The organism is Microbulbifer maximicatervae (SeqCode) (assembly GCF_052468295.1).
Genome location: NZ_CP174340.1, coordinates 4,907,506 through 4,934,422 on the forward strand (window position 1 = coordinate 4,907,506; position 26,917 = coordinate 4,934,422).

A 26,917-nucleotide genomic window follows, 5' to 3' on the forward strand; every position below is an offset into this window, starting at 1 on the left:
GTATACGCAGGCAAAAATCTACCTGAAGACTATGAATAAACCACTATTGTGAGTCAGGAATAAATGGATCTAATTCTATCAGTATTGGCCGACCCTTCTGGCGCCAATATGCTTAAACATACAAAACTGTTCACGAAAGCTGGTGGCAGTTTGGGTCGCTCTGCCGATAATTATTGGGTTTTACCCGATCCAGATCGAGTGGTTTCCTCAAAACACGCACAGATTTCCTTTACCGATAATCAGTTTTTTCTGGTAGATACTAGTACTAATGGAACCTATTACAATGATTCAGAAAATCCGTTAGGAAAGGGAAATCAAGTCCCATTAAAAGAGGGCGACATGATCGTTCTCGGGGAATATAAATTGAAAGTTTCACTGCGACAGCCTAAGGAAGAGGGAGATCTTCCCAAAGGTCTGGGAAGTGCAGATTTTCTCGATACCTCGGATCGAACAACATTCAGCGCGGATGCCATGGCAAAAATGCAAAGCCAGGCAGAAGCGAAAGAATTGGATAGTTGGCTTGAGCCGGGTTCCAGCCCGAAGTCAGATGTGGCTCAAACTGGGGAGTGGGGCTCGATTGGGCTGGGTAATCAGGCTAATACCCCAACTAGCGATAGTCTTCTCACCTCGGAATCGGGCCCTCTGGACCCACTTGCTGCCTTTGGTCAATCTGACCCGTCTGGTCTTGTTGGTGGTGTTCCTGAGATGTCACCCGTCGGTGGCTTAGTGGGGTCTGCGGGTCAGCAGCAATCCAGTAATCAATGGTCTGATGATGAGTGGTGGAAAGATGGTAGTGACGATGATCATGTGCCAGCTGACCAGCACTCAATGCAAATAAATCCCCAGCCGATACCGGAACCTGTTGTTGAGACGGTTGCGGTGCCTGAACCTCAAGTGGTATCTCCGCAGCCGCAAGTTCCTATGGGTGGTTTCCAGGGGATTTCACAGCAACCTGTCGCAACTCCGATACCACAACCTCAGGCTATGCAGCCACAGCCACAGCCACAGCCACAGCCACAGCCACAGCCACAGCCACAGCCACAGGCAATGCAATCTCAGCCGCTAGGGCAGCCCCAGGGATTTAATCAGCAGCCAATTTCTCCGCCTGCTCAAGATAACCCCTTTGCAGACTCTTTCGCTGCTATGCGGGGGCAACAAGTTGATGGCGCTCCAGGGTTTGGTTCCGGGCAATCGTCCTCGCAACCGCAACCGCAACCGCAACCGCAACCGCAACCGCAACCGCAACCGCAACCGCAACTACAGCCAAAACCAAATCCACAACCGGATTTGGCTGCCCAAGCTCAGCAGTTTTCGCATTTACAGCAATCCCCAGTAACTCAGCCCACAGGTTCTTCAGGGGGGAGCGTTTTTGCATCTACTCTTGGCCTGAATATGAACCCGGTCCAGTTGCAACAGGCGGACCAGCAAGCAGCTGAAATTGTCCAGGAAACAGTAGCTCGTCTTATTGACCTTTTGCGCGCAAGAAACAGCATTAAGAATGAGCTGCGTGTGCAGCGAACCATGATTCAAACGGAAGCTAATAATCCGCTGAAATTTAGTGCTACGGAACGGGATGCATTGGAAGCCATGTTTGCGGGTACCGGTGCTTTTATGAATCCCGCTGAGGCAGTGAAGGATAGTTTTGATGATTTGTCAGATCATCAAGTTGCGGTTTTGGCTGGAATGAGAGCAGGTTACAACGCCATGCTCAAATTCTTTAGCCCGGAAAATATTGAGCGCAGACTGGGGAATACTTCCGGCGTTTTTGGAAACAAAAATGCAAAAAAATGGGAAGGATTTACTGCAATTTACAGGGAGCTAGTTAGTGATCCGGATAATTGCTATCGCAAGTTGTTTGGTGATGAATTTGCAGTTACTTATGAAAATCAATTATCAGAGTTAAAAAATGCGCGAAGCATTAAAAATTAATAAGTTGACGGAAAAGAGGGAATTGCTTGTGTCGATAAAAAAATTATTTCAGGTCAGTTTAATCGCTGTTTTGGCAGTTGCAGTTGTTGGTTGCCAAACAACGAGGCGGACTCTAAATCTGGATACCAGTCTCGAGTTGGTTGTAGAGACACAGAATGACGTAAACCCAGATGATGATGGCCGAGCTTCTCCCGTTGTTATACGAGTGTTTATGCTCGCGGATGAGCGCCAGTTTGCCCGTGAAGATTTTCTTAACCTTTACGAGAATGCTCAATCCCGCCTCGGCAAGGATTTGATTGATACTGTAATCCTTAAAGAGTTTGCTCCAGGGGAACAGCGTATAGAAGAACTGGCTTTAACTCCGGACGTAAAATATATCGGGCTTCTAGCTGAGTTTGTACAGTATCAGGATGCAGAGGCACTAATGGTGCTGCCAATTACAGACCACAAAAAAAATGAATATGAAGTATCGCTGGCCGATGTACGAATTGGTTCGCCAGATGATATTGCCAAGCGTCGTCGAGCAAAATTGACTACTCGTGGCAGCGAAGATGATAGTGGGGAAACAGTAACAATCTCCAAAGAAGATTATGAAAGAATGAAAAAAACGCTCCCTGATATGCAGCGGTCTCAATAGGGCAGAAATTATTGCCCGGGCAATAAAAATTGCTGCCCTGGAAATATTACGAGAGCTTTTTAAGGAACATTTATGTCGGCAAACAATAAAGTGATCTGGAGCGAGGGCATGTTTTTACGCCCTCAGCATTTTCAACAGCAGGATCGCTATCTCGAACAGCTTGTCGAAGCGCGCACAGCTCCGCTCGGGCCTTATACCTGGGGGATTGTCGAGCTGGCGATCGATAGTGAGCCATTATCGATGGGAAAAATTTCTCTATCGAGAGTGAAAGCTGTTTTCCCCGATGGTACCCCGATACTTGCCCCTGAAAATGAGCATTTGCCGGATGTTCTGGATGTTCCGGTTAATACTCGTGATGAAATAGTCTACTTATGTGTGCCGATGAAGCGCCCAGGTAGCCAGGAGTCGATTCGAGATCAAGAGGACTTCCCGCAGGCACGTTATCAGGCTTCGAACTTTGATGCCCGTAATAGTGCGGCGTCTTCTGGTGAGTCCGCGCGTATCCAAGTCGGAAAGTTAAGAGCTTGTCTCAAATTAGGTAGTGATGATCTGAGTGGCTATGCTGCGGTTGGAGTTGCCCGAATTAAAGAGCGCCAACCAGAAAAGCCGGTAGAGCTTGATTCCGACTATATCCCACCGCTGTTAAATGCGGAGACTTCTGCGGTTATCAATGCATATATTGAAGAAGTAAAAGGATTGCTCGACCATCGAGGCTCGGCTCTGGGTCATCGTTTGAGCGACAGCGGAAGAAGCGGATCTGCAGAAATTGCTGATTATTTGTTACTGCAGGTTATTAACCGCTTTGAACCCTTATTAAAGCAGATCACGGCTCAGCCCCGATTACATCCGCACAACTTATTTCTTGAATTATTGCAGTTGGCAGGCGAACTTTCGACGTTTACTGCTCAGTCTAAGCGCCCTCCAGAAATTCCGGTGTATGCACATGAGGATCTGCAAGTAAGCTTTGCTGGGCTGTTTTCAGCACTTAGGCAGTCGCTCTCCACAGTACTGGAGCAAACAGCGATTGCAATGGAATTGGTGCAGCGCAAATTCGGGATATATGTTGCTCCGGTTACCGATCCTTCATTATTAAAATCAGCCAGTTTTATTATGGCCGCAAAAGCGGATATGCCTGGCGATCTATTGCGCAGCCGCTTCCCCACGCAGGCAAAGGTTGCCCCAGTTGAGGCGATTAGAGAACTTATCTCTGCGCAGTTGCCTGGCTTGACTCTGCGCCCACTTCCCGTGGCTCCTCGACAAATCCCCTATCACGCAGGGTTCACTTACTTTGAGGTGGAGCGCAGTGGAGAGTTATGGCAGGCCATGACTCGCTCGGGTGGTTTTGCAGTGCATCTGGGCGCAGAGTTCCCTGGATTAACTATGGAACTCTGGGCCATAAGGAATAATTAATATGAGTAATGACAGCTTTACTCCTCCACGGGCCCCTAATGCTGGGGATAGAACGGTTTTGATACCGACACCCGGTGCCGCAGCGGCACCGGCAGCAGCTCAGGCTCAGCCACAATTCTTTGCCAGCCAAGATGCCCCGGTCGAGGCTCAGGTCCGCAACAGTCTTAATCCATTGGTGTCTGCGGCTTCAAAATTGTTAGGCGTAATTATCAAATTGCGCACAACGATGAACCACGCCAACGTACCAGATCTGCACAAGCGACTTACTACGGAAATCCAAAGCTTCGAGCGTGAGGCAAAGCAGCTGGCTTTAACACCTGAATCAGTGCTAACAGCCCGTTACTTGCTATGTACTGTCGTGGACGAGGTTGTTTTGACCACGCCTTGGGGTACAGCTAGCGGTTGGAGCCAGCACTCTCTACTTAGCCTATTTCACAAAGAGACTTTTGGAGGGGAGAAGTGTTTTGTCATTTTGCAGCGCATGCTGGAAACTCCCGCAAGTCATTTGGAACTCCTTGAGCTTTTTTATCTGTGTTTGAGCTTGGGCTTTCAGGGTAAATATCGGCTCGTACAGCGTGGACATGAACAAATAGAACAGATTCGTGATGAGCTCTACAGAACAATTGAACAGCATAAGCAGCCAATGGACCGAGATCTTTCGCCGCGTTGGCAAGGATGCGTAGAGCGAAAATCCCGGCTGATTCACTATATACCCCTCTGGGTGATTATGAGTGTTGTCCTGGGGTTGTTACTTGCAACTTATAGTGGTTATCGCTGGTGGCTCTATGAAACGACGACACCGGTCGCGGACCAGATTTTAGATTTGTCCAAAAGTGATGATGAGTCTCCGCAAGGAGAAGGGTAACACTCGGGCTGATATTGATCCTGGGTATGGTCGATACCCTGGAAGACGGAGCAATTCATGAAACGCTTGCGTAACTTTTTTACCAATAAGTGGGTGTTGGGGCTCATAGGGCTCTCAGCTCTTTCCCTCCTCATTTGGTTTGCGGCTGATTACATTAAGTTTGGTAGTGATAATGCCACGCTTTCTCACTCTGTCCGACTAACTATTATTGTTTTTATTTTTGCTATTTGGCTTGTGTGGAATATTAGCCAATGGTTGGTAGAGAGACGCCAAAACCAGGCTTTAATAAAAGGCATTGAGGAATCACAAGAAGCCGATTCTACAGATCCAGACGAAGAACGCTCGCTGGAAGAGTTGAATGCTCTTTCTGGTCGCTTCCGTGAAGCGATGGGTGTATTACGTAGTGCTCGGTTTAAATCTGACAAGGGACAAGTTTCCCTTTATCAGCTTCCCTGGTACATCATTATTGGGCCTCCCGGTTGTGGTAAAACAACAGCCCTGGTGAATTCCGGGTTGGAATTTCCTCTGGCGCAGAGTCATGGGAAGGAAGCCCTGGGTGGGGTAGGGGGCACCCGTAACTGTGATTGGTGGTTTACCAATGATGCAGTTTTAATTGATACCGCAGGGCGTTATACGACTCAGGACAGTCACCGGGTTTACGATAATAGCGCTTGGAAAGCTTTTCTGAGCTTATTGAAAAGATACCGCCGCCGCCGCCCGATCAATGGTGCTCTGGTTGCAATTAGCTTGCAAGATTTAATGATGCAAACTGAAGAGCAGCGCCAACACCAGGCAAAAATTATCCGCCAGCGTGTAAATGAACTGCAACAAGAGTTGGGTATTCGCTTCCCGATTTATCTCACTTTCACAAAATGTGACTTAGTTGCAGGGTTTACAGAGTTTTTCGACAACCTCTCTCAAGCTGAGCGTGAGCAAGTTTGGGGAATGAGTTTTCCCCGTGAAGCTAACGCCACTGTAGGGGCCCCTCTCGATAATTTCAAAGCAGAATTTGAGCAGCTGATAGAGCGTTTGAACCAACGCGTATTGTGGCGTGTTCATCAGGAGAGGAATGTAGAGAAGCGGGCGTTGTTGCAAGGTTTTCCTGCCCGAATGGAAAGCCTTACAGATATTTTGACAGATTTTGTAAAGCAGACTTTCGGTCCAAATCGTTACGAAACCGTCCCTATGGTCAGAGGGGTCTACTTTACTAGTGGCACTCAGGAGGGCAGTCCTGTTGACCGTATGATGTCCTCCGTAACTGCTGATTTTGGACTAGAGCGTAGCGTCGGGCCAAAATTCCAGGGTGTTGGTAAGAGCTTTTTCTTGCATCGACTATTGAAGGATGTCGTTTTCCCCGAGGCTGAATTAGTAGGCGTTAATCGCCGGATTGAGTCAGCTAACCTTTGGTTACGCCGGGGAGTTTTTGCTACTTTGGCGGGAGGCTTTGTCGGAGCTATTTTCTTATGGAGTGGCAGTCTCGCACAGAATAAATTATCCATGGGAGAGGTTAGCGATAATCTCAGCGCGTACCAAGGTGCAGAGAGTGAGCTGAAAGGCAAAAATATTACGCCCATCAGTGCCTTAAATTTGTTAGAGCCTTTGAAGCGGGCTAGTGCGGTCTACGATCGTGAGGAACATCCGTGGATTGGCAATTTGGGACTTTATGACACCAGAATTGATACCGCGGCAAATGATCTCTATCGCCATAAATTAGAAACTATTTATCTTCCCGCTTTACTTCGCGATATAGAGAGTGACTTAAGTCGTCTCGGAAGTAATGATCCCGCTTTGGTAAGTACTCTCAAAACCTATTTGATGTTTTTTAATCCAGATAAAATGGATTTGAAAACCATAGAGGCTTACTACACTGCTCGCTGGGAGCGTCAGCTACCCGGTGAAGCTGGGAGGCAGGAAGAACTGCGCTACCACCTAGATCAACTATTTATTCAGCCTCTACCCAATTCAATTGAAGAGAATGAGAGGGTGGTAGCTCGCGCGCGACAACAACTGCGTCGTATCCCTGTGCCTCAGCGGTTATTTGCTCAACTACAAAATAGTGACTTCGGATTGACTCCTGTAGATCTCTACCAGGAAATTGGTGGAGACACTCAGCAAATTTTTGGTATGGGAGCCAATAATCCAAACTTCACGATTCCCTTCCTCTATACAAAGGCGGGTTATAAAGAACTGGACTTTGGAGCAGACTCTCAGCTGATGACAAATATGGCTGAAGAACGCTGGATTTATGGAGGAGATCTGAGTGGTGAGGACTTTACCGAAGCCGACCGTGAAAAGCTTGGTGAGGAAGTAAAACGAATCTATCTTGGGGAGTACTTACAGCGTTGGCAGGGCTTCCTTGGCGGGTTCAAAATACAGAGGTTTGGTAGCACTTCACAGGCATTGGATGTGTTGTCAAAGTTGTCTGATCCTATTTATTCACCCCTGCTTGCGATTACCGAGATAACTTCAGATAACACTCGTCTGACCCTTCGTCCTGAAGTGCCAGTCGATGCTTCTGGGGTACCTCTACCTGTATCCAGTACTACTCGAAAGCTGGGACAAGCCGCACTGGGTAGTGCAACCAGTGCCTTGCAGGATCATTACAAGCCAAACATTGTTGATGTTAGGTTTGAGGAGGTCCAGCGAATCACTCAGAGTGAGAAGGGGCGGCCAGCGCGTATCCAAGAATACCTGGATACTATTAATAAAATTCAGGAATACCTCACTGAGATCGACAGCGCTCCCGATTCGAATCAAGCGGCCTTTGGACGTGCCAAAGCGCGTTTTGCCGGCGGTAGCGATGCGATTAAACAGTTAAGGGTTAAGGCTGCCAATGCGCCAGCACCTTTTGACCAGTGGCTGACAGATATTGCTGATAGCGCTTGGGGGCTGGTAATGGCCAAGACTAAGGCGCATATCAACCGTGTCTGGCGTGAAGAGGTGTATCAAAGCTATAGCAATAGCCTGGCAAACCGGTACCCACTGCGTAGCGACCGTGATCAGGAAGTGCCGGTGATGGAGTTTAACCAGTACTTCAAGCCAGGTGGTATTGAGGAGAAATTTGTCAATCAGTATCTGAAGCCATTTGTGGATACCAGAAACTGGAAAATCAAATACGTTGAAGGGCAGGGTATTAGCCTTTCAAGGGAAGCCCTTTCCCAGTTGCGTCGAGCTGAACGTATTCGAAAAACTTTCTTCAGTGCCGGCGAAGGAGCTTCTTACTCTTTCCGTATTGAGCCTACGAAACTGGATTCCAGTGTTCGTTTGTTTGAACTTGAACTTGGAGAGCAGCGAGTTCCTTACTCCCATGGCCCTAAAACCACTAAAAAGCTGACTTGGCGTGGTGGTGAAAGTAATCGCGTCCGCATTATCTTTGAAGATCTGAATGAGACTGTTCATCGCAAGCATTTTGAAGGGGACTGGGCATGGTACAGACTGCTAGCGAGCTCAGATTTGGAAGCCGGGCGAAGTAATGCAGAGCACTTTGTCACTTTCTCTGAGGAAGGGCGAAAGGCTCAATTTAAATTGATTGCATCTAATGTAAACAATCCGTTCGACCGCAGTTTACTGCGCGGATATCGATGCCCTGAGACCCTGTAGACGGAGTAGATGATTTGCAAAATACAGTTGGTATTTTTGGTAAGTTGCCGGGTCACGGGGACTTTGTTCAGCGGCAGCTGCCGGGTAGTTTTGTCACTGTATGGGATGGCTGGTTACAACGAGCGGTATTTGGTTCTCGTGAACTCGTAGGTCAAGAGTGGTTGGACTACTACTTGACCAGTCCTGTTTGGAGGTTTGTCCACAGCAAAGGCATCATTGATGCCAATGCGTGGGCCGGAATTTTAGTGCCTAGTGTGGATAGTGTTGGGCGCTATTTTCCGTTGACATTTGCTGCTCCTCTATCCCCGGTAGTGGATGCATTTGCTTTTATGTCTGATGCTAAGAGCTGGTTCCAGAGCTTGTCGGAATTAGCAATTACATCGCTACAAAATATGCTACATGCAGACCAATTATGTGAGGCGTTTAGTGCTCCCCCTGACAGAGCGGGCATTATCTCTCTGCCTCCAGCACAGGGGGACTTTGTCGTCTCCACAGGCCAATCGAATAGTCTGGAAAGAGGCTTTGCAGGTCTTTTAGGGCAGATGAGCAAAAGTAGCTACTCCGCATATAGTCTGTGGTGGAGCGAGGGGTCACAGCACTTGGCCCCGACAACTTTGTTATGCCCGTCATTGCCGAGCCCAGAACTGTACAGTTCAATGCTTGGTGTACGATTGCAGCAAAATATGAATTAGGATGTGGGGGCGCAATGTGAAACAGTGGGTCGTGTTGGATAAGAAAAAGCATCGTAATGTTAGATTACTTAAAAGCGATCTTTCCCACAGTAAAAATTTACATGTTTGTTCAATTCTTTTGACTGAGTTTACACCGGTAGCGCATGCATGCCCTATCATATTTGCTAAGTCAAAAGACTCTGGGAAGCTTGAAAGTAGTGCATTGCTTGGTGTGAAACCAGGTGAAAATCTTTTCTGGCAAGAAGGGCAGTGGCAAGGGGAATATGTTCCTGAATCTGTTCGTAATTATCCTTTTTGTTTGAAGTATAAACAAAATGATTTTTCCAGTGCATATATTTGTATCGAATCTTCGCTCCTATCCGCCGGTAAATGCACTTCTCCTAGTGTTAGTTTATTTGAGGTAGATGGAAAGGCAAGCAAAGACCTCTTAGAAATACAGCGCCGGCTAAAAAAAAGCCACTTTAATAGGATGCAGGTCTGGAAATTTATTGATATTTTGCAGAAGTTCAATTTGCTAGAAGAAAAGATAATTAATATAGATTTGGCTGATGGCCTTAAACATAAATTTACAGGGGTATATTGCATTTCTGAATCGAGGCTACAAAAGCTTGAAGCGGAAAAATTTTTAAAGTTACGAGAGTTGGGTTACCTTCCATTTATTTATTCTCATTTATTTTCCTTACAGAAAGCATCAGCTTTAAGTGCGTTGTACCAGAAGTATAAAGTAAAAGTGCTTCATTGATTTAGAAGAAAACAACCTACATCTAATTAAGTGTTATTGCCTAAGAGCGTCAGTTTAATGAAGCGAAAGGGCAGAATGAAACCAGAAGGAAGGAGCAAAGGCTCTGGTTTGTCAAGAAGGTATCAGAGCAGGAAGCGAAGGTTGCTGATATGTCTTACGGAATAATTTTTACTGGGGAGAAAAGAAGTTCTGTGGAGCGACGCTATGCAATAGCTGCATTAGGACGCGAATTTGGCTTGAATTTTAGTCAGATAAAGGGGCTTCTGACAGGTGTAAAATCACAAATCAAATCTACGGATGATAGAGGGGAAGCCCGCCAGTTAGTGAATAAATTCTGGTTGGCTGGCTGGCACACTCAGCTCTATCAGAATGATCAGTTGATACACTGTACTGCAAAGTCTAGTAATTATGGTGAATCTCCTTTGCCCCCGACTCTTACCTTCTTAGAAGATAAAGAGGGAACGATTTCTATAGGGGTTCCTTCGGGGTGGCAAAAGTTTGATAGCTTGAATCGGGAAGCGGTAATTCAGGCGGGAAGTCCAGAGTTGAGTCGCTACTTGATTGTATTGAGACAGGAACGAAGTCAGCTCCCCCAAGGTTTGTTACTTGACCATTTTGGAAAAGCCCAAATACAGCAATGCCTGACCAGAGTGGAGAACGGTGTTCTTATATCAGGACCAGAAGTGTTGAGAGGGGGTAACCATAGTGGACATATTTATGAGATGTCTGCTGATATTACAGAAACGCCAGTTCACTACTTAGTCACATTTTTTCAATGTCAGGACAGTTTCTATTCCGTGTTTTTGTGGTCATCTATTCAAGATTCTGAGAGAAGTAGAACTGAATTTTTGCATATTTTTACCACATTTACACTTGTAGCTAATACGGCCGGTTGCGATCCAACATTAGTTCCGATGTAATAGCTTGGAATAAGAAGCCAAAATCTAACAAAAATAAATAGCGTAAAATTGTCAACTGAACATGTTTTTTAAAGTAATAGGTACCAAGCGCATTATTTGCCTTGATTAGATATCTACAACGTGTACTCTTCTCAGAATTCTGATTAAAGGATTTGATTCGGTATAAGGGCCTTTTTTGATGGCATTCCCAAACACGATAAATATCGATGAATTAGTTGCTCCAATCTCAGAGGATAATCCCGTAGGGGAAGATATCCGAGAGGATCGTTCGCCAACTTCTGATTATTACTCGATCAAAGATGCTCGCAACAGTGCAAGAGCTGCTGAACGCTCCGCAATGTTCGATGATGCAGACACAGACCTACTCGCACCTTGGAGGGATGTAGCAAAAGCTGCAGAAAATATCCTAGGGAAAAAGAGTAAGGACTTGGAGGTTGCCAGCTGGTATACCGAGGCCTTGATTCGCTTACATGGCTTTATTGGCTTGAGAGATGGCCTGCAGGTGATCGACTCGTTAGTAGAGCAATATTGGGAAGGTCTGTATCCCTTACCAGACGAAGATGGCCTTGAGACAAAAGTAGCACCCCTGACAGGTTTGAATGGTGATGGTGGTGATGGCACCTTGCTAATGCCTATTCGCAGTGCCGGTATTACTCCCGAAGGGGATTATGGGGACTATTCATTCTTCCAATTCCAACAGGCTCGGGATGCTGACAGAATTGCAGATGACGATGCCAAGGCTGCTCGAATAGAAACGCTGGGTTACAACCTTGAGCAGATTGATCAATGTGTAAACAGTGCGAGCGGTGAATGGGCTCAAAACCTCGTCCAGACAATCGAGGCAGCGCTGGGGCACTTTAAGACCATAAATGATAGCCTGCGACAAAGCTGCGGCCATGATGCCCCCCCATCCACGAATATTTCATCTCTATTGGATGAGGTGTTGCGGACAAGCCGCTTTATTTATAAGACGCACTTGGAGTCTATGGAGCAGACTCAAGAAGATGTGGCGTCTGAATCATCAAAAGAGCCTGCTGGGGAAGTTCAAGCTGGAAATGCAGCTGCAGCAGCGGTTACTTCTGTGGCTGCCTCTGCTGTAGCTGTCCCTACCGGTCCGGTAGTGTCCAGAGAAGATGCCTTAAAATTGCTTGAGCAGGCGGCAAAGTATTTTCGTACCTATGAGCCGCATACGCCGCTGGCGCCCGGCCTGGAGAGGCTGATAGGCTGGGGACGAATGACCGTTTCACAATTGATGTCTGAATTGCTACCTGATGATCAGTCGAAGGCGCTTTACTCCCAGTTGACGGGAGTTCGTCTCGATGGCACGGATACACAAAAATATATAACCCCACCAGTGACTACAAGTGGCACGTCATCAGCTCCTGCGGTTGCCGCAGATACACCTACTGAAAGTGTATCCGCGCCAGTCTCTGATGAAGGTTGGGGTGAGCAACCGCAAGAAGAAGCCAGCACTGGTTGGTAATTAACTGAGAACAGCAGTCCCTAAAGTCGGAAAGGAGACCTTAGATGTCTGAAAGCATCCACAACAAACTTAAGCGCGTGCGTAAGCCGCGTGTACATATCACTTACGATGTTGAAACTAACGGAGCCGAAGTCAAAAAGGAGCTTCCTTTTGTGGCGGGTGTTATGGGTGATTACTCTGGTGATAATGCCGAGAATCGCAAAGCTCTGAAAGATCGTAAGTTTATCCAAATTGACCGCGATAACTTCAACGACGTAATGGGTAAAGTAAACCCAAAGTTGAACTTGCAGGTTGAAAACACCCTGACTGGTGACGGTAGCAAGATGGCTGTTGATCTCGACTTCAACAACATGGACGCCTTCTCGCCGGAGCAGATTGTTGAGCAGGTTGAGCCACTAAAGCAATTGCTTGAAGCCCGTAGCAAGCTGCGTGATCTGCTGAGTAAAGCTGATCGCTCTGAGGAGCTTGAAAAAGTACTTGAGGATATTCTCAAGAGCACAGAAAACGTCAGCGCTATCTCTGACCAGTTGGGCTTGAATGAGGATAAAGGAGAGGACTCAGAATGAGCACTGAAGTAGAAAATGTTGCAGGAAGTGAAGCTGAAGAGCAATCTGCGAGTCTTCTAGACCAGGCGATTGCGGCAACTAAACAAACTGAGCCTCAAGAAGCACAAGACTTGCTTGCGAATTTGACAGAGCAAGTAATGAAAGGGACGGTCACCTGGGATCGCAACCTGACCCAGACCATCAAGAAAGCTGTTAGCGCGATTGATAAGGCCATGTCCCAGCAGCTGTCTGCGATTTTGCATGACGAGAAATTCCAGAAGCTGGAAGGATCATGGCGTGGTCTGAATCACCTGGTCATGAACTCGGAAACTGGCGCTACCATGAAAATCCGCATGCTCAATTTGAGCAAGCGCGAGCTCTTCCGCGACCTGGATAAGGCAGTTGAGTTCGACCAGAGCCAGACCTTCAAAAAAATCTATGAAGAAGAGTTTGGTACTGCGGGTGGTGAGCCCTACGGCGTAATGATCGGGGATTTCGAGTTCACCAGCCACCCTGAGGATATCGAGCTTCTGAGCAAGATGTCTAATGTTGCTGCGGCTGGCTTCTGTCCGTTTGTTGCAGCTGCCGGTGCCGGCATGTTTGGTTTTGATGACTACACGGAGCTTTCCAAACCGAGAGATCTGGGTGGTATTTTTGAATCCGCCGAGTACATCAAGTGGCGCAGTTTCCGTGACAGTGACGACTCCCGTTTTGTCACCTTGGTAATGCCGCGTACCCTGGCCCGTACCCCTTATGGTGCTAACACCAAGCCGATTGAAGCTTTTGACTTCGAAGAATTTGAAGTGGATGAAGACGGCGTTTCCCGTCCAGCAGAGCACGATCAATACTGCTGGATGAATGCTTCTTATGTTATGGGCACCACCATGACACAAGCATTCGCTGAGAACTCCTGGTGTACTGCAATTCGCGGTGCTGAGGGTGGTGGTAAAGTAGAAGGGCTACCATCTCACGTGTTCAAGAGTGACGATGGGGATCTCGATCAGAAATGTCCCACAGAGATTGGTATTACCGATCGCCGTGAAGCGGAGTTAAGCGCTCAAGGCTTCTTGCCTCTGTGTCACTACAAGAATACGGATTACTCGGTATTCTTTGGTGCTCAAAGTGCGCAAAAGGCAAAGGCATACGATGACCCTGACGCCACTGCTAACGCAGCTATTTCTGCCCGTTTGCCTTATTTAATGGCGACTTCCCGTATTGCACATTACCTCAAGGTAATGGCGCGCGATAAAGTGGGTTCCTTTATGGAAGCCGGTGATTGTGAGCGTTGGTTGAACAAGTGGATCTCCCAGTACACTAACTCCAATCCTGATGCGAGCCCTGAAATGAAAGCGAAGTACCCGCTTTCTGAAGCGCGTGTAGAAGTAAAAGAGATTCCGGGTCAGCCTGGATGTTACAGTGCGATTGCCTATCTGAAACCCTGGTTACAGATGGAAGAATTGACGACATCCTTGCGTATGGTGGCAAATATCCCATCTGCGGGATAAGGCTCCGGGCCCGCTCTTAGGGGCGGGTTCTCTCTTCACATGGCCTTGTTCAAGGCCAGCGTTTCACCATTATTTATTCAAATAATAATTCTTGTTGGAGTATACCGGTGCCCCGTGCAGCACATGACCAAATATTGGAAGATCAACCAGATGTTCTACCGGAGAAATTGGCGAGAGGGCAGCAGAGAGAGCTACATAAATTTCTGCAGGAACCGGATGACCTTTTTGCATTTGAATATTGGCTCACAGAATTATCCCCTCGTACAAATAGGGATAATTATTCCGTTCGCCAATATCTTGGTCGAATTATCGCCGAGTTGGATGAACTAATCTGTGACCAGCTGAATTGTATAATTCATCACCAGAAGTTTCAGAGACTTGAAGCGAGCTGGCGGGGGCTATCCCTCTTAGTGTTTGATACGCCCCATGCTGAAAATATTAAAATCAAACTCTTAGATGCCAGCTGGAAAGAGCTGGCGAAGGATATGGAGAGGGCCCCGGATTTTGACCAATCTGGCCTGTTTCATCTTATATACAATGAAGAGTTCGGTACTCCAGGCGGTGAGCCATTTGGTTTGTTACTTGGAGATTACTATGTATCTCATCGGCCACTGCCTGATCACCCTTATGATGATGTCTTTACTTTGCAGGGCATCGCACATACTGCAGCCGCAGCCTTTGCACCGTTTGTTTGTGCATCAGCCCCACAACTTTTTGGCGTAGACAACTTTTCGGATCTAGCAAAGCCTATCAATTTTTCAGAAGTATTCCGTCAAAAGGAATACATTCGATGGAATGGCCTTCGGGACCTGGAAGACAGCCGATTTATTGCTTTAACACTTCCTCAAGTTTTAATGAGAGAACCCTATAATCAGGAGTTTTCATCCTATCGTGGTTTGAGGTTTCAGGAACAGGTACGGGCACCCCATAACCAGAATTATTTATGGGGGAACGCCTGCTTTGCATTGGGTACCGTGCTATTAAGAGAATTTAGTGAAGTTGGCTGGTTTTCACATATTAGAGGAGTTGCTCGTGATCATTTGGGGGGAGGGTTGGTAACCCAGCTACCAATGGTGCCTTATAGGCCAGATAGTACTCCTGGCATGATCCGAATGGCCACTTCAATTTTGGTAACTGATTTTGCTGAGCGGGATTTAAGTGACTTAGGGTATGTATGCTTGAGTCATTGTTACGATACCCCTTACAGCGCCTTTAATAGTGTTCCATCACTTCAAAGGCCGAAGCAATTCACTTCTAAAGCAGCCACGGCTAATGCGCGTATTAGCTCCATGTTACAACAAATACTTTGCGCATCTCGATTTGCTCATTATATCAAGGTAATGATAAGGGATAAGGTGGGTGCTTATATGAATGCTGCAGATTGCGAGCGGCAGTTGCAGCATTGGCTGGATGAATATACAACGGGAAGGGATGACCTTTCCTGGGAAATGCAGGCTCGATACCCTCTACGGGAGTCCCGGGTGCAAGTAACGGATGAGCCAGGTAAAGCGGGTAGCTATCAAAGTGTGATTCATCTCAAGAGTCATTACACCGTTGACCATCTTGTATCCGAGTTAAAACTTACAACCGCATTGGCAACAATCGGCGTCGGAGCTACCTAATTATTATGGTTAGAGAAAAGCGACTATTGGCACCGGTATTGGATCGATTATTACAATCATCTAGTAAATTGGATGTACATCAATCCCATCAAGTGTTGAGACAGTTGCGTGAAGGGGTGCGTCGTGATTTGGAATACTTGTTCAACACAAGATTTAAATGTATTTCCGCACCTTCGACTCATGAAAGTTTAGAACAGTCGAATATTAACTATGGGTTGCCAGACCTATCAACAGTCAATCTTTCTTCTGCCGCTAGCCGAAAACAGTTTTGTCGAGATATTGAAAAAACAATTTTAAATTTTGAGCCCAGAATACGTTCGGTAAAAGTAACCACCCAAGACAAAGTGGATGTCGAAGATCCTAGTATACGCTTTCGTGTAGAAGCTGTATTACATGTAAATCCAGCATCGGAAGTTATTGTATTTGATTCGGCACTCAACCCAGTTACCCAGCTGGTGGATGTCTCTGAGATTATGTGATGAGTGAAAAGTTAATAGATCTCTACGAGCGCGAGCTCGCATTCATTCAGCAAACTTCTGCTGAATTTGCAAAGATGCACCCAGCTGCCGCATCCCGACTTCAGCTGGATGCAGACACAGTTGATGATCCTTTAGTAGGGCGACTGTTGTCCGGCTTCGCTTACATGAATGCTCGGGTGCAGCAAAAGCTGAGTGATGATTTTCCGGAGTTAACGGATGCAATGCTGGAAACTCTGTATCCTCATTATCTTCGTCCTATTCCCTCTTGTGCCATTGTTCAGTTTGAACCGGAAAAGGATTTGGATGCGATAACTCGCGTAGAAACAAAGACGTTACTCGAAAGTGATAGTTTTCAAGGGCAAACCTGCCGCTTTACTACTTGTTATCCGGCAGAAATTTGTCCATTTCAGGCGGTAAGTGCCACTCTGATGCCAAGGCCATTTATCGCTCCGGGCTGTAATGACATTCAGGGCGCTAATGCTGTTTTAAAATTGTCTCTTAAAACTTTTAGCCCAAGCATAAAATTTTCTGATTTAAACCCTGAGAGTCTCCGATTTTTCCTTCGTGGCCAACCATCTCATATCTATAGTTTATATGACCTGCTACTCAGTAAGTGTGTAAGGTTGGTTGTTGCCAATGGGGAGAGTGATCCAAAGCCAACTTTTCTCTCTCCGGATGAAATATGTCAAGTGGGGCTAAGTCCAGATGAGGGTTTATTGCCATATCCTGATACCGCATTCGTAGGATATCGACTACTAACTGAATATTTTGCTTTTCCAGAAAAGTTCCTTTTCTTGGATATGTTGAACATTAGTGAGGCGTTAAACGAGAGCTTTGACGATACGCTAAATCTGTATTTTTATTTATCCGAAACTCATGAAGAGTTGGAAAAACAGATTTCTCCAAGCATGTTTGCTTTGGGTTGTGCTCCGGTTGTTAATTTATTTAAGCAAAGTGCAGATCCTATTCCACTTAATCACTCGCAGTATAGTTACCATGTGGTCCCGGATGCTCGTAGGAGTGATGGCTTGGAAATATACTCAGTGGATGAAGTCGCGGCAACTAACGCTGATGGAGAGACAACCGGTTATCGGCCTTTCTATGGAATTCGGCACAGTCAACATCATGCTGATCAATCTGCCTTTTGGTTTAGTCGTCGCAGAGATGTGATCGAAGGGGAGCATCGGAATGAACAAGCATCCGAGATAGATATAAGCTTAGTCGATCTTGACTTTAATCCGCATCGAATTAGTGATCAGACATTAGATATTAAGTTAACGTGTTGTAATCGTAATCTGGCCAAGAAATTACCTAGTGGTAGCGCCCAACCTTATTTAGAGGTTGTTGACGGTGATTTGCCAGTTAGCCGAATTAGTTGTGTGGTTTCCCCAACGGCAACTATACGGCCGCCTCGACGAGAGCGAGGATATTGGAGGTTAATTTCCCACCTTAACTTAAATCATCTTTCCCTATCAGGTGCAGAGGGATGTAATGCGTTAAAAGAAATTTTTAGGCTTTACGATTTTCGTGATTCGGCAAGTACTCGCAACCTGATTGAATCACTCTTGAAGCTTAATACTAAACCGGTTACTGCTCCGATTCAGATTGATCAAAGTGTAGTTTTATGTCGCGGCACAGAAGTTGAGATTGAACTTGATTCCATGATGTTAACAGGAACAAGTCCATTGTTATTTTCTAGCATCATAGAGCGTTTCCTGGGCTTATACTGTTCAATTAATTCATTTACAAAACTGATTGCCACTATGAGTGGCCGAGATGGGGAGTTGAAGCGATGGCCACCTCGCGCCGGCGAAAAAGCTTTACTGTAATTGAGCGTTTACGCCGAGAGCCTTATAACTTTGATTTTTTTCAAGCGGTAAGGCTGGTAGAGCGTGCAGTACATCTGGCAGGTACAGGTTTCAGTAAAGAACCTATAGCGAGTGCTGCCCCTCCGAATAAAGAGCTGATTCGGTTTAGTGCTCAATCTGGGTTGTCTTTTGTTAGTTCGGATGTTTTACGTCTAGAGAAGAAAAACGTTGAACATGAAGAACCCGATGAAAATGAGACTCATCAGTGGCATATGGAGGTGGGTTTTACAGGGTTAATCGGTAGTCAGGGAGTGATGCCGTATTATCTGACAGAGTTAGTGCAAAGGGAACTTAGGGAGAACAATACGGCACTGCGTGATTTTCTGGATATGTTTAATCACCGGAGTATCTCTCTTTTTTACCAATCTTGGCATAAATACCAGTTGCCTGTGAATTATGAACGGCAACGCCTGCAGAATTCTAGAGAGCCAGACAAGTTTACCCAGGCTCTTGCATCCCTAGCAGGGCTTGGCACAAGTGAAATGCGCTATCGAATGCCGATACCGGATGAAGCACTTGTTGGAATGGGAGGACATCTTTCCAGCGGACGCTGTTCCGCTACCGCTTTATCCAGCATGATCAAGCATTATTTTGATTTAACGGTAAGCATCGAACAATTCCAGGGACAGTGGGATGAGTTACCGGATGATATCTTGTGTCGACTGCCCAGTGCTCAGGTGCCGAAGGGTATTAATAATTGCTTGGGAGTAAATACCATTCTGGGTACGCACTGCTTCCAAGCCCAGAATAAATTTCGAGTAATTATTGAGTCAATGCCTTATGAGCAATTTATGACTATTGCTCCGGGTACGAAAAAGTTGGAATCGCTTAAGGAGTTTATTCACTTTAGTGCTGGTATTGAATTGGATTTTGAGTTGTCGGTGACACTTTCAACCAGCCAGGTGGCACCTGTTCAGCTAAATAGAAAAGCTGAGAATGAACCTTTACTGGGATGGAATACTCACATGGCTAGTGAACAAGATGGTGAAAGGTTAGTACAAATAACCTTAAGTGCAGACAATATTTCACCTGATGAAGCTTTACCTGCTGCATAAGTAAAATTAATAACTTTATTATTTAGGAAAGGATATTCAACGTGATCAATATCGATTTGAAGCGATTGGTTGATACTATGACACCGCATATGCGTGACTCACTAGAGGGCGCTGCTGGGCTTTGTCTGTCACAGAACCAGTACAATGTTGAATTAGAGCATTGGTTACTGAAACTTTTGGATCAGTCTGATACTGACCTTTACCATCTGTTGGAAAAACACGACTGTAATCCAGCAAATTTTGCCAAGCAGCTGGCTACAGCGATTGCTGGATTTCGGGCCGGCAGCAGCCGTCCACCAGCCCTGTCCCCAACTATCGTAGAAGCAGCGAAGAATGCTTGGATGCTGGCTTCTATTGATTATGGGCATAGAGCAATCAGCTCCGGACACTTTTTGGCTGCGCTTTTATTGGAAGAAACCTCCCGTCGCCAGATTTTAGAATCCTGCCCAGAACTGAAAGAGATAGCTCCAGAATCGATTCGCGAAACCGCTCGTGCAATGTTTGGGCAAAGTGGAGAATCTAGTCATATTAGTGCCACGGCGGATATGGATGATGGCGCAGCTGCAGTTGCTGCAGCTGCTTCTAAAGCTCCGGCTCTGGACAAATATACAATCAATCTAACTGAAAGAGCGAAGAAGGGAGAGATTGACCCTGTACTTGGTCGTGATGAGGAAATACGCCAATGTATCGATATCTTAACTCGCCGGCGCCAAAATAATCCGATCCTTACTGGTGAAGCAGGTGTTGGTAAAACTGCCGTCGTTGAAGGCTTTGCTCTTCGAATAGCTAGTGGTGATGTACCTGAGCCATTGCGCGGTGTAGCCGTGCGCACGCTTGACTTGGGACTTCTTCAGGCTGGCGCCAGTGTAAAAGGTGAGTTTGAAAACCGCTTAAAGTCTGTAATTTCAGAAGTGCGGGCATCTGCAACGCCAATTATTTTATTTATTGATGAAGCGCACACCATGATTGGTGCGGGCGGTAAAGAGGGACAGGGGGATGCGGCTAATCTCCTGAAGCCTGCACTGGCTCGTGGTGAATTGCGTACTTTAGCTGCCACAACCTGGGCGGAATATAAGAAGTATTTTGAACGCGATCCTGCTTTGACCCGTAGATTCCAGGTAGTAAAAGTGGAAGAGCCTGATGAGAGCAACGCGATTGATATGATGCGTGGTATCGCAACCTCGCTGGAGGAGCACCATAAAGTACGCATTCTGGATGAAGCTATCATAGCTTCGGTCAAGTTATCTCATCGTTATATTCCCGGGCGCCAATTGCCAGATAAGTCGGTTAGCTTACTGGATACGGCCTGCGCGCGCGTCGCTCTTAGCCAGTCTGCTACTCCTGGGGCGATTGAAGATGCTCGTATCAATATTGATCGCACTAATACTACCCTGGCTAAACTTCAGCGTGAAAACGCAGCAATGGGTGAGCATGAGGAGCAACTGGCAGAGCTAAAAGAGTTTAAAGCTTCCGAAGAAAAGCGTTTGGAAGTTCTCGAACAGCAATTACTTAAAGAGAATGAGCTAATCGGACAGATTCAGCAACTCCGCGATCAGATCGATGTAGAGTTTATGAAGGCCCAAGGTGGTGAAGGTGAAGATACACCCGACGAGGCCTTATTAGCCGACTATCAGCAACAGCTCAAAACATTAACTGCGGACTTGGAAGTTATCCAGGGGGATACCCCGTTAATGCAGCCAGCTGTCGATGAACAGGCTATTGCCGCAGTAGTTGCCAACTGGACTGGAATTCCTGTCGGTAAGATGGTTAGCGATGAAATCATTGCTGTGAAGACTTTGGCAGAGCGCCTAAATAAGCGTGTTATTGGTCAGCCCCATGCTATCGAGGCTGTATCTCAGGCAATTCGCACTTCTCGAGCAGGCTTGACAGACCCACGTAAACCGGTGGGTGTGTTTATGTTCTGTGGTACTAGTGGTGTAGGTAAAACAGAGACTGCCCTTGCCTTGGCTGACGAGCTGTTTGGTGGAGAGCAAAATATCACGACCATCAATATGGCTGAATTCAAGGAAGAGCATAAAGTATCTATGCTGTTGGGCTCTCCTCCCGGCTATGTAGGCTACGGAGAGGGCGGAGTTCTTACCGAAGCTGCACGCCGTAAGCCTTATTCAGTAATCTTATTGGATGAGATGGAAAAAGCTCACCCAGGTGTACAGGATGTTTTCTATAACCTGTTTGACAAGGGGACTATTAAAGACGGTGAAGGAAGGGATATCGACTTCAAGAATACCGTAATAATTATGACCTCCAATGCAGGGGAGGATGCAATTAGAGCTATCTTCAATCAGGTAGAAGAAAAGCCTGAGCCAGACGTATTGATGGATAATATCCGCCCACATCTGCTACAAAAATTCAAGCCTGCTTTCCTCGGTCGAGCAAATGTGATTGCTTATTACCCTCTCGATGATGAGAATCTGGTAGAGATTTGCAGAATCAATATGCGTAAGATTGAAAAGCGCGTTCACGAGCATTACGGAGCTTCCTTTAGCTATGACGAGGATGTTTTGATTAACATTGTTGCTCGTTGCCACGAAGCTGATACAGGTGCTCGTAATATTGAAGTTATTCTGAATAAAACATTATTGCCGGAATTGGCTAGTGAATGTTTGGATAAAATGGCGCGCGGTGAAGAAGTGAAAGCAATTAAAGTATCTGCAGCTGAGGATGGGGAATTTGCCTATAGCGTAGCTTAAGTTTAGTGAAGGCTCGGTGGCGTGAAAACCACCAAGCCTTCAATAGTTTAAGTGTCGTATTTCTAAACAAAATATATTGCAAGCTTTCGCTCTAGTGATTTCTAAGTTTATTCATCTCTAAATATTGATCTTGCTGCTTTTTCGACAAGAAGATCAATTTTTTGTTTTAATGAGGTAAGGATGTGTCGAATAAACTGATATGTTAGGTTTATATCTTTTTTGATCTTCATTCCTAGCATAATCATTATCTTCTTGATCAAATTATATACCCAAGAAGATAGACTTTTGGAGAAGTCAATTCCTTGTTGTAGAACATAAGCTAGCATGTCTAACAGCGTCACACCTGTCGCTATGCCGAATTGAACGGCAATCCCAGTTAGTTTTAGAATTTTCAAGATCACATAAGATATGGCCTTATTGATCATGTCCATTGTATTAATTGTGAAGCTTATTGGGCTGTCAGACTTAAGCCAATTTTCAATTTCTGATGGAGAGGTGGGTGGTTCTAGTTCATACATAGTATCCCAAGAGCTAGCCTTATTTACACTCTCTATATATCTAAACATTTTATGGTATTCACCTGAAGGTGAGTTCCCCGGGCTGTTCAGACAATATGCTTTCTCCCCATATGGTAAATGATAAAAAGGCCACATTGGCACCATAGGAACAACGTCCGTTTTATGATACACCCGATATATATCTTTACCTTTATTTAACTCACTGGTCACCAGTTTAACAAAACTTAAAGCCCCAACTCTTGGACTGCCGAAAGTATAAAGTTTTATATTGTTAGTTGGAGATAGCCCTGATTTTTTTAACCATTCACTGGTAAGCGTTGCTAGAGCTCCTCCAAGGCTGTGTCCAACACAGTGGATCGTTCTTACGTTGTGACCCAGGGAAGAAACTTTTTCTTTAATCTCTGGCAGGATACTACCAAAACATTTATTGAAACCGGTGTGAACAATTCTTCCAGTTTCTGATGGGGAAAACCCAACGGTTGCATCCGTTGCCCAATCGAAGTTATTGTCAGTTCCTCTTAGAAGAATGAGTACATCACCCTTAAATTCTCCTTTTCCTCTTGCTATAACTCCAAATCCGGTTCTTTTCTTTATAACCCATAATGTGCCAGAAGAGCCTTCAATTACATCATCATGATTTGAAAGATCCCACTGGTTTTTAAAGCGATCAATAGTTGGTGGGGTGAATTTATCGCTTTGAATTTCGTAAACTGAGCTTGCTAATAATGCAGCATCTTTATGCGTAATTGTACTTCCCATCTTAGTCCTCCTAACCGTGATATGAAATACCTCGGTGGTTTGTTGCTAATTAACTCCGATAAATACGTATGAAATACAACATATCTTGACCAGATGGTTTTCTGCTCATGATTAAGTGTTAACACGTAGCACACGTGCTGATGATTAGGTCTTTATTGTTAAAGGCTTATTATTTTTATGAGTGGTAGATGTTATGTAGGTGATTGATTAATACTTTAGGGCTGTTAGCTGTCTTGTGCTTTAAGTTTGCAGTTGGTGCCCACAGAATTGAATGTCAAATGAATAAATTTGTATTCATCCGTTATTTCGCACTGGAAATCTAGCTTTTTACCCTCAAGTTCAGAATTCAGTTCTTCGCTTCTCTTTACTGTTTCCCAAATTAAATAATCTGTTCCATTATAGTTAACTATTATTTTCTGATGAGAAACGAACTCTTTGGGAAGCAAATTTCTCTCTAGTTTTGTGAGTGGTTCAAAAGAAAAGTGGCCGTAACTATCAGTTATAGTAATATCTTCATAAGTTTTTCCATCACATTCCACTACTCTTTTTACTGATGTATTTTGAGTTGGGGAGTTTTCATATGTTAAATAGCCATTAACGGGAGAAAAAAGAAAAACCTCATCTTTTGTGAAAAGTGACATAGATACTCCGCTAGTGGATGAAAGTATTATTACAATAAATAAAAGAAATCTAGACATTTTCAGCCGCCAATTAAAACCGTCGGGCAGCCAATAACTATTTTCCCGCCATGCCCTGTGGTATCTCCCATCCTTGCTGCGGGTTTCTTTTGCAACATTACTGTAGTGCTTCCCATAGCGACCGTATCGGGCGGTCCAACACAGGTACAAGTGCTACCTACGGTTGCTGAAGGCATCCCACCGATGATAACGGTGGGTGCTCCTGGGCTTACAACTGGGCCACCCACATGGGGTACTGTGCCGGTGACCATTGGGCATACATGCATGTCACCAATACGGGAAGCTGGTTTACCCATAGTTTATCCCTCAACCCTACCGTTTCCGCCTCGTGCTAGATCGAGCCCTTGCTCCATATAGCGCATGAACCTTTTATTTGGATCGACTGGGTCAGATAGCACGGCAGCAAGGGTAACACTGCCGGCGACTGCATGAGCATAAAGGTGTTCTGGCGGCTCTACTACCGGCTCACCTTCGGCTGCTAAGCTCCCATGACACCAACTCGCTGCCGTAGCCGCCCAGCTCGCTGGAGTTTTATGTTTTGTTTTATCGCCGAATAGTTTGCAGCGTAAGCGGGCTTCTTCACTGGGCTTTTTTGCCCAAGTCTCAGCTGCATTAAGCGCATTCACATTGTCATCGTCAGTTTGAGGGCCTTGGATATCTCGGGCCGCGAGGCAAGCCCACCACACGGCTTCCCGCTTTGGTAGGCCATGAGCAAGCAACTTGATCGCGTCTGGAAATAGGCCTGCTTCCACAAGGCGGTTTATGCTGACTTCTGGTGCTGTATCCGGTACCAGATAATCTTCTGCCTCGTCACTAACTTCAAAATTCTTAAGTAGCTCATCTGCGGTGAGAGCTTCTACTTTAATGAGGTCTGTCATTGATATATCCCCATCAGTTAATCATGGTTACGCCGCCTTTCAGGGTCAGCATTCCGCCACCTTTAACTTCTGCAGTAGCGTCGCCCTTACAGGAAAGCATTGTTCCTTTGATGGTGATACCAGCTGGAGTCAGTTTAATACTGCTACCGCCGACTTTTAATTCAATGGATGCTTTGGAGGAAATCTTAATTGCGCCCATTGCATCAGTAGTTTGAGAACCCTTACTGACCTTGAGTGTGTGATTTCCTGACCCGATAGTGACAACTTGATTGCCTTTACTGACATTGAGTTTCTGATCACCTTTTGAGATGGTGACAACTTCACTGCCGTCGGTAACCGTAATAGTCCGGTCTTGTTTAACCTCAAGGGTTTGTTTGTTTTCTATCTTCCCTGTTTGATCATTATGGACGACAAAGTTATGGTCTTTGCCGGCTTCCATATAAAGCTCTTCGCTTCCGCCTTTATCATCAAACCGAAGTTCGTTAAAGGCGCTACCTTCATATTCAGTTTTCCAGCCACTTTGTGTCGCAGTGTAATTGGGGCCCGGATTATCACCGTTATATACGGCTCCGGTTATCAGCGGTCTATCCGGATCACCATTAATATAAGTAACAATAACTTCTTGATTGACTCTGGGGACAAAGTTTGCACCCCAGTTTTTTCCGGCAAATGACTGCATCACCCGTACCCAACAGCTGTTCTGTTGCGAATTCCATGGGAATTTCACTTTGATTTGGGTGTAGGGGTCTTGTGAACTGTCAGAAGTGGTGGCCTTAACTTCAAGAACGCGTGCGACTTGCGGAGAGTGTACCTTCTTCGCAAAAATATTTGGCTCAGGTCTTGGAGTTACTGATGATGGGATGCAACTGAAAGTATTGTGGAAATGTGTTTCCGCACTATTGCCGTCTGTAGCAGAGATATGTACGGAAGTAATCAGGTACTTCCCTTTTTCTGACGATAATGTGTGGTCAAAATTAAAGCGGCCGCCAGCTGTGAATGAGGGGCAGTCACTGCGCCCATGGCTCACATCAAATAAAGCTTCTTGTGCTTCCATTGAGCGCTCGGCTAGCGCCTTATGGTAGCTATCTGTAAATTTGTGCTTATTTTCACCGTCAGCCTGAAAATGATTTAGCCCATAAAGGCCACGCATGTAATTGCTGACATCATTTAGTTGGCTGGTGGTTTTAACTTGCTGTTTATTATCTTTTGTTGCGGTGAACTCACAATAATCTTTCAGTTCAAAGCCACCACCATGATAATTGAAATTTCGCTGCCAGCTACTTACGGTATTTTTTGTAGGATGACTGCCGCTCCCATCGTATTCTACCTGTTCGCTTTCACAGTCATAGAAATCCTGGCTATCATCACAAAGTACAAGTTCGTGTTGCCCATTTGAATGCTTGAAGTAATAGGAGATACCCTCTTCAGCCATAAGGCGATTGATGAACTCAAAATCACTTTCATCAAACTGCACACAATATTCACGAGTTATATATTCAGCATTTAATTTAACACTTAGCTTTACAACTTTGCTGTACTCGCCCAAAACTTCTTCAAGAATCTGTTTGGCAGATTTCTTTTCAAAAATTCTGTTGGAGCCCCCGAGGCTGGTAAACCAAAGGCCAGGTTGAATTGTGGCGCTATAACTTCGCACTCCCTCAGCGTTAACATCGCGCAGAGACAGTTGAGTAACGTAACCATTGATATAGCGAGGAGTTTCTGAGTGGTGTACAGAAACGGTAACAGCTTTGCCGACGATATCTTTCTGGCTTATTGCATGGTCATCGGACAGGAGCTGAAGTTCATAGCGGAAGAGTTTGGATATGTGCTCTTCGCCTTGCAGGCTGGTAGCGATTACCGCATCCGTGCCGAGCGGGCTGTCGACTTTAATCAGTCTTCTATCTTGATTTAATGTAGTCATGGGCAGCCCCTACTATCCCTACGGTGCCTTGGAGAATAGTACTAGTTATTATACATTCAGTTATTTAGCTGAAAACTCAA

The 26,917-nt window shown here is 45.6% G+C and carries 21 protein-coding genes; 16 read left to right on the forward strand and 5 right to left on the reverse strand.

Going from position 1 to position 26,917, the window contains the following annotated elements; genetic code table 11:
- The first annotated feature begins 63 nt into the window (after positions 1-63).
- The 16 genes from tagH to tssH all read left to right on the forward strand — a co-directional run bounded on the left by tagH (position 64) and on the right by tssH (position 22,063).
- Entirely contained in the window at positions 64-1,929 is a 1,866-nt protein-coding gene (gene tagH, locus ACJJIQ_RS21770; RefSeq protein WP_445363020.1) for a type VI secretion system-associated FHA domain protein TagH, read from the forward strand.
- Positions 1,907-2,566: a type VI secretion system lipoprotein TssJ gene (gene tssJ / locus ACJJIQ_RS21775; protein WP_413664107.1), complete on the forward strand. Its 660-nt coding sequence runs from the start codon at positions 1,907-1,909 to the stop codon at positions 2,564-2,566. The genes tagH and tssJ overlap by 23 nt, the downstream gene beginning before the upstream one ends.
- A gap of 72 nt (positions 2,567-2,638) precedes the next feature.
- The gene (gene tssK / locus ACJJIQ_RS21780) at positions 2,639-3,976 is read left to right on the forward strand and encodes a type VI secretion system baseplate subunit TssK (protein WP_413664108.1); all 1,338 of its coding nucleotides are present in this window, start codon (positions 2,639-2,641) and stop codon (positions 3,974-3,976) included.
- 1 nt (position 3,977) lies between these two features.
- Positions 3,978-4,841, forward strand: coding sequence for a type IVB secretion system protein IcmH/DotU (icmH, locus tag ACJJIQ_RS21785; RefSeq protein ID WP_413664109.1), 864 nt, complete (start codon positions 3,978-3,980; stop codon positions 4,839-4,841).
- Positions 4,842-4,898: 57 nt separating this feature from the next.
- Positions 4,899-8,441, forward strand: coding sequence for a type VI secretion system membrane subunit TssM (tssM, locus tag ACJJIQ_RS21790; RefSeq protein WP_445363021.1), 3,543 nt, complete (start codon positions 4,899-4,901; stop codon positions 8,439-8,441).
- A gap of 14 nt (positions 8,442-8,455) precedes the next feature.
- Positions 8,456-9,133 (forward strand): type VI secretion system-associated protein TagF, encoded by a 678-nt coding sequence (gene tagF / locus ACJJIQ_RS21795; RefSeq protein WP_444895427.1) that lies wholly within the window; start codon positions 8,456-8,458, stop codon positions 9,131-9,133.
- Positions 9,134-9,149: 16 nt separating this feature from the next.
- Positions 9,150-9,875 (forward strand): SapC family protein, encoded by a 726-nt coding sequence (locus ACJJIQ_RS21800; protein ID WP_445363022.1) that lies wholly within the window; start codon positions 9,150-9,152, stop codon positions 9,873-9,875.
- Positions 9,876-10,024: 149 nt separating this feature from the next.
- Positions 10,025-10,795, forward strand: coding sequence for a hypothetical protein (locus ACJJIQ_RS21805; RefSeq protein ID WP_445363023.1), 771 nt, complete (start codon positions 10,025-10,027; stop codon positions 10,793-10,795).
- A 178-nt stretch (positions 10,796-10,973) separates the two neighbouring features.
- Entirely contained in the window at positions 10,974-12,278 is a 1,305-nt protein-coding gene (gene tssA, locus ACJJIQ_RS21810) for a type VI secretion system protein TssA (protein WP_445363024.1), read from the forward strand.
- Positions 12,279-12,322: 44 nt separating this feature from the next.
- Complete coding sequence (gene tssB / locus ACJJIQ_RS21815) at positions 12,323-12,844, forward strand: type VI secretion system contractile sheath small subunit (RefSeq protein ID WP_413664115.1); 522 nt, start codon at positions 12,323-12,325, stop codon at positions 12,842-12,844.
- Complete coding sequence (tssC, locus tag ACJJIQ_RS21820; RefSeq protein WP_444895423.1) at positions 12,841-14,328, forward strand: type VI secretion system contractile sheath large subunit; 1,488 nt, start codon at positions 12,841-12,843, stop codon at positions 14,326-14,328. The genes tssB and tssC (ACJJIQ_RS21820) overlap by 4 nt, the downstream gene beginning before the upstream one ends.
- A 107-nt stretch (positions 14,329-14,435) precedes the next feature.
- On the forward strand, positions 14,436-15,950 hold the full coding sequence (gene tssC / locus ACJJIQ_RS21825; protein WP_445363025.1) for a type VI secretion system contractile sheath large subunit: 1,515 nt from the start codon (positions 14,436-14,438) through the stop codon (positions 15,948-15,950).
- Between the two features lie 5 nt (positions 15,951-15,955).
- Positions 15,956-16,429: a type VI secretion system baseplate subunit TssE gene (tssE, locus tag ACJJIQ_RS21830; RefSeq protein ID WP_444895421.1), complete on the forward strand. Its 474-nt coding sequence runs from the start codon at positions 15,956-15,958 to the stop codon at positions 16,427-16,429.
- Positions 16,429-18,258: a type VI secretion system baseplate subunit TssF gene (gene tssF, locus ACJJIQ_RS21835; protein ID WP_445363026.1), complete on the forward strand. Its 1,830-nt coding sequence runs from the start codon at positions 16,429-16,431 to the stop codon at positions 18,256-18,258. Before tssE ends, tssF begins: the two co-directional genes overlap by 1 nt.
- Positions 18,222-19,352, forward strand: a complete 1,131-nt coding sequence (gene tssG, locus ACJJIQ_RS21840) for a type VI secretion system baseplate subunit TssG (protein WP_445363027.1) — start codon at positions 18,222-18,224, stop codon at positions 19,350-19,352. Before tssF ends, tssG begins: the two co-directional genes overlap by 37 nt.
- Before the next feature lie 41 nt (positions 19,353-19,393).
- The gene (tssH, locus tag ACJJIQ_RS21845) at positions 19,394-22,063 is read left to right on the forward strand and encodes a type VI secretion system ATPase TssH (protein ID WP_445363028.1); all 2,670 of its coding nucleotides are present in this window, start codon (positions 19,394-19,396) and stop codon (positions 22,061-22,063) included.
- Between the two features lie 107 nt (positions 22,064-22,170).
- Here tssH and ACJJIQ_RS21850 read toward each other — a convergent pair whose 3' ends face one another.
- The 5 genes from ACJJIQ_RS21850 to ACJJIQ_RS21870 all read right to left on the reverse strand — a co-directional run bounded on the left by ACJJIQ_RS21850 (position 22,171) and on the right by ACJJIQ_RS21870 (position 26,837).
- The gene (locus ACJJIQ_RS21850; RefSeq protein ID WP_445363029.1) at positions 22,171-23,340 is read right to left on the reverse strand and encodes a lipase family protein; all 1,170 of its coding nucleotides are present in this window, start codon (positions 23,338-23,340) and stop codon (positions 22,171-22,173) included.
- 224 nt (positions 23,341-23,564) lie between these two features.
- Positions 23,565-23,981: a DUF6795 domain-containing protein gene (locus ACJJIQ_RS21855; protein ID WP_445363030.1), complete on the reverse strand. Its 417-nt coding sequence runs from the start codon at positions 23,979-23,981 to the stop codon at positions 23,565-23,567.
- A gap of 59 nt (positions 23,982-24,040) precedes the next feature.
- Positions 24,041-24,334: a PAAR domain-containing contractile injection system baseplate protein gene (locus ACJJIQ_RS21860; RefSeq protein WP_413664124.1), complete on the reverse strand. Its 294-nt coding sequence runs from the start codon at positions 24,332-24,334 to the stop codon at positions 24,041-24,043.
- Between the two features lie 3 nt (positions 24,335-24,337).
- On the reverse strand, positions 24,338-24,916 hold the full coding sequence (locus ACJJIQ_RS21865; RefSeq protein ID WP_445363031.1) for a DUF6931 family protein: 579 nt from the start codon (positions 24,914-24,916) through the stop codon (positions 24,338-24,340).
- Between the two features lie 13 nt (positions 24,917-24,929).
- Positions 24,930-26,837 (reverse strand): type VI secretion system Vgr family protein, encoded by a 1,908-nt coding sequence (locus ACJJIQ_RS21870; RefSeq protein ID WP_445363032.1) that lies wholly within the window; start codon positions 26,835-26,837, stop codon positions 24,930-24,932.
- Positions 26,838-26,917: the final 80 nt, after the last annotated feature.